Source organism: Bradyrhizobium cytisi (genome assembly GCF_008123515.1).
GTDB classification, from domain to species: domain Bacteria; phylum Pseudomonadota; class Alphaproteobacteria; order Rhizobiales; family Xanthobacteraceae; genus Bradyrhizobium; species Bradyrhizobium cytisi.
Genome location: NZ_VSSR01000012.1, coordinates 89,023 through 95,686, shown reverse-complemented (window position 1 = coordinate 95,686; position 6,664 = coordinate 89,023). Strand labels below are relative to the sequence as shown.

Below are 6,664 nucleotides of genomic sequence, written 5' to 3'. Positions count from 1 at the left end.
CTAATGGGTGTCACCGTAATAGCGGCCAAGCCGGCGCGAATGACCCGAAGCGGAAACCGCGGCCCCTGCGAGGCTAAGTGAGCGACTGAAGCAATTTTGAACGTTCTTGGTAGTGAGAAGAACGGCAAATCTGGTATTGTCGTGGCCCATCAGCGAGGCAATACGCTCATGTTCAAGGTGCTGGACTGGTTTAGATCGCACCCCGTACTGATCGGCCCCGCTCTGCTGCTGACGTCAATCGCGGCGGTTCTGTATTTGTTTATTGACCCCATGACCGCCCTGTTTGTCGCGGTCGTTTCTCTTGCCGCTGGTTTCGCCGCGCTGGTTGACCCAAAGACATACTCCCGTAAGCCGCCAACCGGAACGCACCAGCGTTGAGTGATCTCGGAAGTCGGCTTCTGGCAGCGCCGCGACCTTGGAGTGATTGGAATTACGGTGCACCGTGATAGCCCTTGTGGTGAATGAGATATTGTCGGACCGTCCGGTTCAGGTGGCTCAATCATGCTCAAGCTCGCTCCGCCAGTTTGGACGTTGATCTTCATCCTGCTCTGCGTCGCGCTGAGCTGGTTACTGCACTGGCCAGTAGTTCCCGGCCTGCCGTTGCCAGCGCTGGGACTGGCGTTGGTGGGACTTGCGTTCATCCCGCCCGTCCTGGCTTTCCTCCTGTTCCGGAGCGAGGATACCGAAATCAATCCGGTGTCGCCGACCAACCGCAAACTCGTCACGCGTGGTCCCTACCGGTTCACCCGCAACCCGATGTATTTGGGCCTCGTCACTCTCGCTCTCGGCATTGCAATATGGATCGGCGCCTGGCCGATGTTCATGGCGCCCGTTGCCGTCTTCGCGACCGTCAATTGGGTCCACATCCCGTTCGAGGAGGCCAAGATGCGCCGCCAGTTCGGCACGGCCTATGATGACTATGTCGGGCGGGTGCGGCGCTGGCTGTGAGACGCCGGCATGGCCGTGCGTGCGCGGTGAGCGGATAACCTCAGGCCGGAATTGCGGTGCAGTCCAGCACTGACACCGTAATCGTGTCACCGTAATCCTAGGCATCCACCACGCGAGCAAGCTGGTGTGCACGCTGCCGAGCCAGTCGCGAGTGGTTTGGGTCGGCGCGTTGGTCATCGCCTGTTATGCACAGCAGGAGGCCGCATCCGGTCCACCGGAGCGTACCGCCTGGATCGGCGGACACGGCACCGAGCCGTAGGAGCAGAACACGCAGCAATCGCCCGACTTCGGCTTTAGCTTTGTGCCGCAGCCGGTGCATTCATAGAAGAACTGGCAGGCATCGGTCGGCATGGTCTCCGATTTCGCGGCGGCGCATTGCGGACAGGTGATGGTCGATTGAAGCAGCATCGGATCAGCTCCGGGGCGCGGACGGATAACCCGCCTTCGTGGTCGCCGATGTCAGTTGGTCCACATCGGCTTTGGCGTCGTCATAGATGACTGTTGCCGTCCTGTCCTTGAACGACACCGCAACCTTGGCAACGCCGGGCACGGCTTCCAGGCTACCTTTGACGATGGAGGGGCAGGCCGCGCAATCCATATTGTTCACGGCCAAGGTGATCGTCTTGTCGGCGGCCATCGCTGCTGGCGAGGCGATGATGGTGGCGGCACAGGCCGCGAGGGCGAGGATCTTGTTCATTGGGAATCTCCGGTTACGAATTGAGAAAGAGCGGTGCGATGAAGTCGAGGGCCAGCGCGGCGACGACGAGAATGGTTGCGAGGATGAGGCCCGCTTTGACGAGACGATTTGGCAGCGGGCGCGCGCAGGCCTCGCCATCGGCGCAGGCGCGCGTTGAGGATCGGTAGACCAGCCAATAGCCGTACCCGAGGAACGCGAGTGTCGCGGTGAGGAAGTACGGCTGGTACGGGGCAAGCCGAGTGAAGTTCCCGATCCATGCTCCGCTCACCCCAAGACCGAACAGGGCGAGGGGCAAGATGCAACACGACGAAGCCGCGAGGGCCCCAACAAGGCCGCCGGCCGCCATGAGGGTTTGCCGCCGATTATCGGCGATGTGATCAGCTTGCTTGATCATGATGGGCTAAACCATGCATCCTGTAGCGACTACAGGATCAAGGACTATTTCATGCGCACCATCACGCCTTCGGGAGCCGAAAGCATCTCAATTGGTGAGCTGTCCAGGGATAGCGGCGTGAACATTGAGACCATCCGCTATTACGAGCGGATCAAAATGTTGCCGGCGCCGCCCCGAACCGCAAGCGGTCGACGGGCATACGGACCAGCCGAAAAACGCACATTGGCTTTCATCCGGCGTTCCCGCGACCTCGGATTCACTCTCGAGGAGATTCGCGCCTTGCTGGTCTTAGGAGGGCCGGAGCGCGCTTCGTGTGCCGATGTGCACAAGATTGCCAGTACGCATCTGGCGAACGTTCGCAATAAACTCTCGGATCTTGTCAAGCTTGAAGCCATCTTGGCGGAAACGGTCGCGCAATGCTCCGACGGTGCTACGCCCGACTGCCCGGTGCTCGACATTCTGGATGCCGGCAGGCACAGCGACTAGACTTGGCCGATGTTGAGGCGCGTCGGCCCGCGCAAGTCCGATGGCCCATCAGCGAAGTAGCGGCGCACCTTGTTGAGGTCCGCTTGTTGAGGCATGGCGGACTAGATTTGCTCACGTTGAGTTCTTCGCATTTTGACCCAAAGCGGGCGTAGGGCAGGAACGCGCTGAAGTCGGCTTCTGACCGGAAGCGCCCATCACCCTTCCGGCACGCCAGCGAGGCGAAAGCCTTCACACGTGCGCTTGAGCCCGGCAAGAAAAGCCGGGTTGTCACTTTGTTGAGCAGCGACAAAACGACGGATGGTGAAACCTGAGTTGAGCGCAAGTCCCGTTCTCGCAGCAGTTCGCGCCTCATCGAGCGCGTCGGTCAGGCCCAACGCTGCGGCGAGCGACAAATGAGCGAGAGGAAAGTTGCGGTTCGCCTCAGTGCTTTGTCGTAGCCAATTGACGGCTTCGACGTCCAAAACAAGCTGTAGCTTCGCCACGCCCACAAAACACGTCCACTGGTAGGCTTCAACGTCGCGAGGGGAGAGACGTAAAGCCTCGCGTATATGGCCTTCGGTCTCGGCAGCGCGACCCAAATAGAATTTGGCAAAACCAAGGGCGGCATGAGAGTTGGCCCTATTCGAGTCCAGCGCCAACGCATGCTCGAATTCACGGATGCCTTGGGCGGCCCGGTTCGTAAAGATCTGGACCCAACCCCGCGCCGAGTGGGCTGAAGTATAGTTCGGCCTGATCGACAATGCCTTATTCACCATCGCCTCAGCCGCTGCAAACCGCGCAGGCCCATCATCCGTGGTAAAGCTGGACCCAATTGCCGTATCAACAGTCGCCAGGCCAATCATTGCTTCGACGTTGCCGGGGTCGAACTCCAGAGCGCGTTCGAAGAAACTCCGCGCCTGCGTTACGTCTTCAGGGCTAAACCCCTTCATCAACCAGGCCCGGCCCTGGAAGTACAAGTCCATCGCATCGGGATGCAGCGTACGCTCGGCTCGTCGCGCCTCAGCCACGATGAGCTGCGCACCTAATGTATTGGCGAGCCTCGATACGATTTCGTCCTGCATGTCGAACAGGTTGACGACAGGTTTCTCGAAGCGCTCGGCCCAAAGATGCTGGCCGCTCCTGGCATCGATCAACTGCACGTTCATCCGAAGCCGCTTGCCACTGCGTTGCACTGAACCTTCGAATACGTAGCGAACGTTTAATTCGCGGCCGACTTGCCGTACATCGACTGGTCTACCCTTGTATGAGACGGCACTGTCCCCTGCGATTACAAATGAACCACTGATGCGCGACAAGTCCGTGGTCAAACTCTCGGTTACACCATCGACAAAGTAATCCTGCTCGGGGTCACCACTGAGGTTGACGAAAGGCAGCACGACGATTGAAAGACGCGGCGTTGAAAGCGGGCCCTGGCTTGCGCGTTCAACCTGTGTCGCGGAGCTTGGCCCATCCCGGACCACTGCATAAGTCCGGACCGGAAGGGCGATGTTTTTGAGGTTCTGCTCGCCCAAATCAGCGAACTCAACGCCGATTTTACCTCTGACGTGATCATGCACGGAAGACGAGATGCAGATACCACCTGGCTCTGCGATGCTTTCAAGCCGCGCCGCAATGTTCACACCGTCCCCAAAAATGTCATGCGGCTCAACTATTACGTCGCCTATATTGATCCCCGCCCGAAAGGCAATGCGATCGTCTTTGGCCTCGTCGATCGTAAGTTCGTGAGTCCGGGTCTGGAACTGCATCGCAGCTCTAACCGCCTCTACCGCGCTGGCGAACTCCGCCAAAAACCCATCGCCTGTGTTCTTCACGACGCGGCCACCGTGCTCGGCGATTGCTGGGTATACAGCCTCCATTAGGAGCGTCATTAGTTTGGCATGCGTACCCTCCTCGTCATGGTGCATGAGCCGCGAATAGCCCGCCACGTCGGCGGCCAAAATCGCCGACAATCTGCGCTCGACCCGCGACGGCCGCTCTTGCGCCATGAATACAGACCTTTCGACCTGCACGTTCTACGACAAATCCGGCTGCCGCGCCACGACCACTCAATCGAGTTCCCGAAGAAGGCAATAGTAGCGGCTTGATCAATCGGAATGGCCTCCAATCGGTTGCCCGTTCAGCCCAAAATCCGGGCGCGCGCCTAAGAAAAGCTTTGCCCATTGCTCGCCGTCGCAGACCGCCGCGCTGCCATGGACGGCCGCGTAGCGTTACCAAGGATTAATTTCTTCGACAGGAGACGGAAAGAAACGATCTGCTAAGATGGATTCGGCGGAGGAGCATCGCTATGCGCCGCAGCTCAATCCTGCACGCTGTTTCCGCAGCCGCTCTGTTCCTGGGATCCAGCCTCATCTCGGAAGCATCCGCCGAGACCCCCGGCCACGCCCTGGCTGTCTCCGTCGACGATTTCAAATATAAAGACACGTCGAACGAGCCAACCGATCAGACGGCCGTGCATGAAAAGCGATTGCGGGCCTTCATGACCGCGCTGCGGGACGATGTCACGGCGGACCACCGTTTTGAGCTTGTGCCGTCCTCCTGCGCTTCAAATTGTCCGACCGATGGACCGACGTTGCGCGATCGGCTGCGCGCGGCGTCACAGGACGGCGCACAGATCCTGATCATCGGCGGCTTTCATAAGATGAGCACGCTGGTGCAGTTTGCGCAGACCGTTGCTATCGATACAAAATCCCAGCGCATCCTGTTTAGGAAATACTTCCAGTTCCGCGGCGACAACGACGAGGCATGGCAGCGGGTGGAGCGCTTTGTATCGGAGGAGGTTCGCGACCGGCTGCTTGAAAGCACATCGCAGCAATAGACTGTGCATGGCACCGTTAGTCCGCTTCTGGCCCATCAGCGAAGTAGCGGCGCACCTCGTCGAGGTCCGCTGAGTGAGGCATGGCGGACTAGATTTGCGCAGGTCGAGTATTTCGCATTTTTGACCCATTCGGACATCGGACCCTGTCAGCGCCTGAGCTGAGAGCCATGGATGGTTGCCCCAGCACCTGGGCTGCGATAGGCGTTTCGCGAGGCCTTTATTCCGCGGGGTTAACATGAGACGACGCGATTTCGTAGCCGGCCTTGGCGCCGCAGCGTTGCCTTTGCCGGCGCGCGCTCAATCGAAGAACGATCATATCGCCCGCGTCGCATACTTAGGTGTTGGGAGCCCGGGCGCCTTCGATCCTCGGCAGATCGCAGGGTTCAAACAAGGTCTGCTCGAGAATGGCCTTGTAGAGGGCAGAACGATTGAGGTTGATTACCTGTGGGGCGAAGGCGATCCAAACCGCGTCAAAGAGCTGGCAGCAGCTCTCGGACAGCGCGATCTCGACGTCATCATCACTGCCGGCTCAGAGGCGACACTTGCGCTCATGGCCACTGGAACCAAGACGCCCATCGTATTTGCAATCATCAGTGATCCGATTGGGACGGGAGTCGTTCAGAGCCTCAGCCGACCGGGCGGCAATGTCACCGGTTTGGCGATGTCTGGCACAGATTTGGAAGCCAAACGGGTGGAAGTGCTGAAGGAGGCTGTACCAGCAGCTACAAGGATCATGGTGCTGCACGACCCGAAGGTAGGGCAGGCCGGAGTGGCTGAAGTACAGGCGACTGCGCGTGCACTCAAGCTTGAACCACTGATTGTACAGGCCGCTGATCCCCGCGAATTTGACGGTGCATTCGCGCACGCGAAGGAACAAGGCGCGGACGCGCTTGTAACTATGGCATCTCCGTTCCTGAACTATAATCGCAAGCGACTGATCGAGTTGGCAGGACGCTATCGATTGGCATCGATTTGGTATGGCGCTGCCTTCGTCAGAGAGGGAGGGCTGCTATCGTACGGTCCGAGCTTTCCGGATATGTACCGCCGGTCGGCCGGCTACGTGGCAAAAATTATCGGGGGCGCAAAGCCCGCCGACATCCCGGTTGAACAACCTGTAAAGTTTGAGATGGTCATAAATCTCAAGACCTCAAAGGCGCTCGGGCTCGAAATTCCAGCGGTGCTGATCGCTCGCGCCGACGAGGTGATCGAATAGCAGGCCATATCAGCAGATGCCCTTCCGCGATATCCAGCGATGTCCGCTACCGCGCCGTTGTTGGCGGAGAAGCGGACATCGGGGCGGGAGCGAAGCGCTCCGATCTAACGA

Annotated in this window: 9 protein-coding genes; 5 read left to right on the top strand and 4 right to left on the bottom strand. The window is 59.3% G+C overall.

The genetic code is table 11. The features are described 5' to 3' along the window. Positions 1–96 precede the first annotated feature (96 nt). Positions 97–378, top strand: a complete 282-nt coding sequence (locus tag FXB38_RS07175; RefSeq protein WP_148750131.1) for a hypothetical protein — start codon at positions 97–99, stop codon at positions 376–378. A gap of 123 nt (positions 379–501) precedes the next feature. Continuing rightward, the gene (locus FXB38_RS07170) at positions 502–948 is read left to right on the top strand and encodes a methyltransferase family protein (RefSeq protein ID WP_148750129.1); all 447 of its coding nucleotides are present in this window, start codon (positions 502–504) and stop codon (positions 946–948) included. A 183-nt stretch (positions 949–1,131) separates the two neighbouring features. Here FXB38_RS07170 and FXB38_RS07165 read toward each other — a convergent pair whose 3' ends face one another. The 3 genes from FXB38_RS07165 to FXB38_RS07155 are packed head-to-tail and all read right to left on the bottom strand — an operon-like array spanning position 1,132 to position 2,039. After that, positions 1,132–1,356: a GDCCVxC domain-containing (seleno)protein gene (locus tag FXB38_RS07165; RefSeq protein ID WP_148750127.1), complete on the bottom strand. Its 225-nt coding sequence runs from the start codon at positions 1,354–1,356 to the stop codon at positions 1,132–1,134. A gap of 4 nt (positions 1,357–1,360) precedes the next feature. Continuing rightward, positions 1,361–1,645, bottom strand: coding sequence for a mercury resistance system periplasmic binding protein MerP (gene merP / locus FXB38_RS07160; protein ID WP_148750125.1), 285 nt, complete (start codon positions 1,643–1,645; stop codon positions 1,361–1,363). 13 nt (positions 1,646–1,658) lie between these two features. Next, a complete protein-coding gene (locus tag FXB38_RS07155; protein ID WP_148750123.1) occupies positions 1,659–2,039 on the bottom strand; it encodes a mercuric transporter MerT family protein in 381 nt (126 codons plus the stop codon). A gap of 51 nt (positions 2,040–2,090) precedes the next feature. Between FXB38_RS07155 and FXB38_RS07150 the strand changes: the two genes are divergently transcribed. After that, a complete protein-coding gene (locus FXB38_RS07150; RefSeq protein ID WP_148750121.1) occupies positions 2,091–2,525 on the top strand; it encodes a MerR family transcriptional regulator in 435 nt (144 codons plus the stop codon). A 194-nt stretch (positions 2,526–2,719) separates the two neighbouring features. On the opposite strand, the gene FXB38_RS07145 is transcribed toward FXB38_RS07150, so the two are convergent. Further along, positions 2,720–4,510, bottom strand: coding sequence for an adenylate/guanylate cyclase domain-containing protein (locus FXB38_RS07145; RefSeq protein WP_148750119.1), 1,791 nt, complete (start codon positions 4,508–4,510; stop codon positions 2,720–2,722). A 299-nt stretch (positions 4,511–4,809) separates the two neighbouring features. Here FXB38_RS07145 and FXB38_RS07140 point away from each other — a divergent pair, with 299 nt between their 5' ends. Together FXB38_RS07140 and FXB38_RS07135 are read left to right on the top strand one after the other, a co-directional pair. Further along, on the top strand, positions 4,810–5,340 hold the full coding sequence (locus tag FXB38_RS07140; RefSeq protein ID WP_148750116.1) for a DUF2380 domain-containing protein: 531 nt from the start codon (positions 4,810–4,812) through the stop codon (positions 5,338–5,340). 235 nt (positions 5,341–5,575) lie between these two features. Continuing rightward, positions 5,576–6,553, top strand: coding sequence for an ABC transporter substrate-binding protein (locus tag FXB38_RS07135; RefSeq protein WP_148750114.1), 978 nt, complete (start codon positions 5,576–5,578; stop codon positions 6,551–6,553). The last annotated feature ends 111 nt before the right edge of the window (positions 6,554–6,664 follow it).

What these genes read in the sequence shown, in the direction of transcription:
- FXB38_RS07135 (WP_148750114.1), top strand. Translation starts at nt 5,576, where the DNA reads ATGAGACGACGCGATTTCGTAGCCGGCCTTGGCGCCGCAGCGTTGCCT.
- FXB38_RS07140 (WP_148750116.1), top strand. Translation starts at nt 4,810, where the DNA reads ATGCGCCGCAGCTCAATCCTGCACGCTGTTTCCGCAGCCGCTCTGTTC.
- FXB38_RS07145 (WP_148750119.1), bottom strand. Translation starts at nt 4,510, where the DNA reads ATGGCGCAAGAGCGGCCGTCGCGGGTCGAGCGCAGATTGTCGGCGATT.
- FXB38_RS07170 (WP_148750129.1), top strand. Translation starts at nt 502, where the DNA reads ATGCTCAAGCTCGCTCCGCCAGTTTGGACGTTGATCTTCATCCTGCTC.
- FXB38_RS07165 (WP_148750127.1), bottom strand. Translation starts at nt 1,356, where the DNA reads ATGCTGCTTCAATCGACCATCACCTGTCCGCAATGCGCCGCCGCGAAA.
- merP (WP_148750125.1), bottom strand. Translation starts at nt 1,645, where the DNA reads ATGAACAAGATCCTCGCCCTCGCGGCCTGTGCCGCCACCATCATCGCC.
- FXB38_RS07155 (WP_148750123.1), bottom strand. Translation starts at nt 2,039, where the DNA reads ATGATCAAGCAAGCTGATCACATCGCCGATAATCGGCGGCAAACCCTC.
- FXB38_RS07150 (WP_148750121.1), top strand. Translation starts at nt 2,091, where the DNA reads ATGCGCACCATCACGCCTTCGGGAGCCGAAAGCATCTCAATTGGTGAG.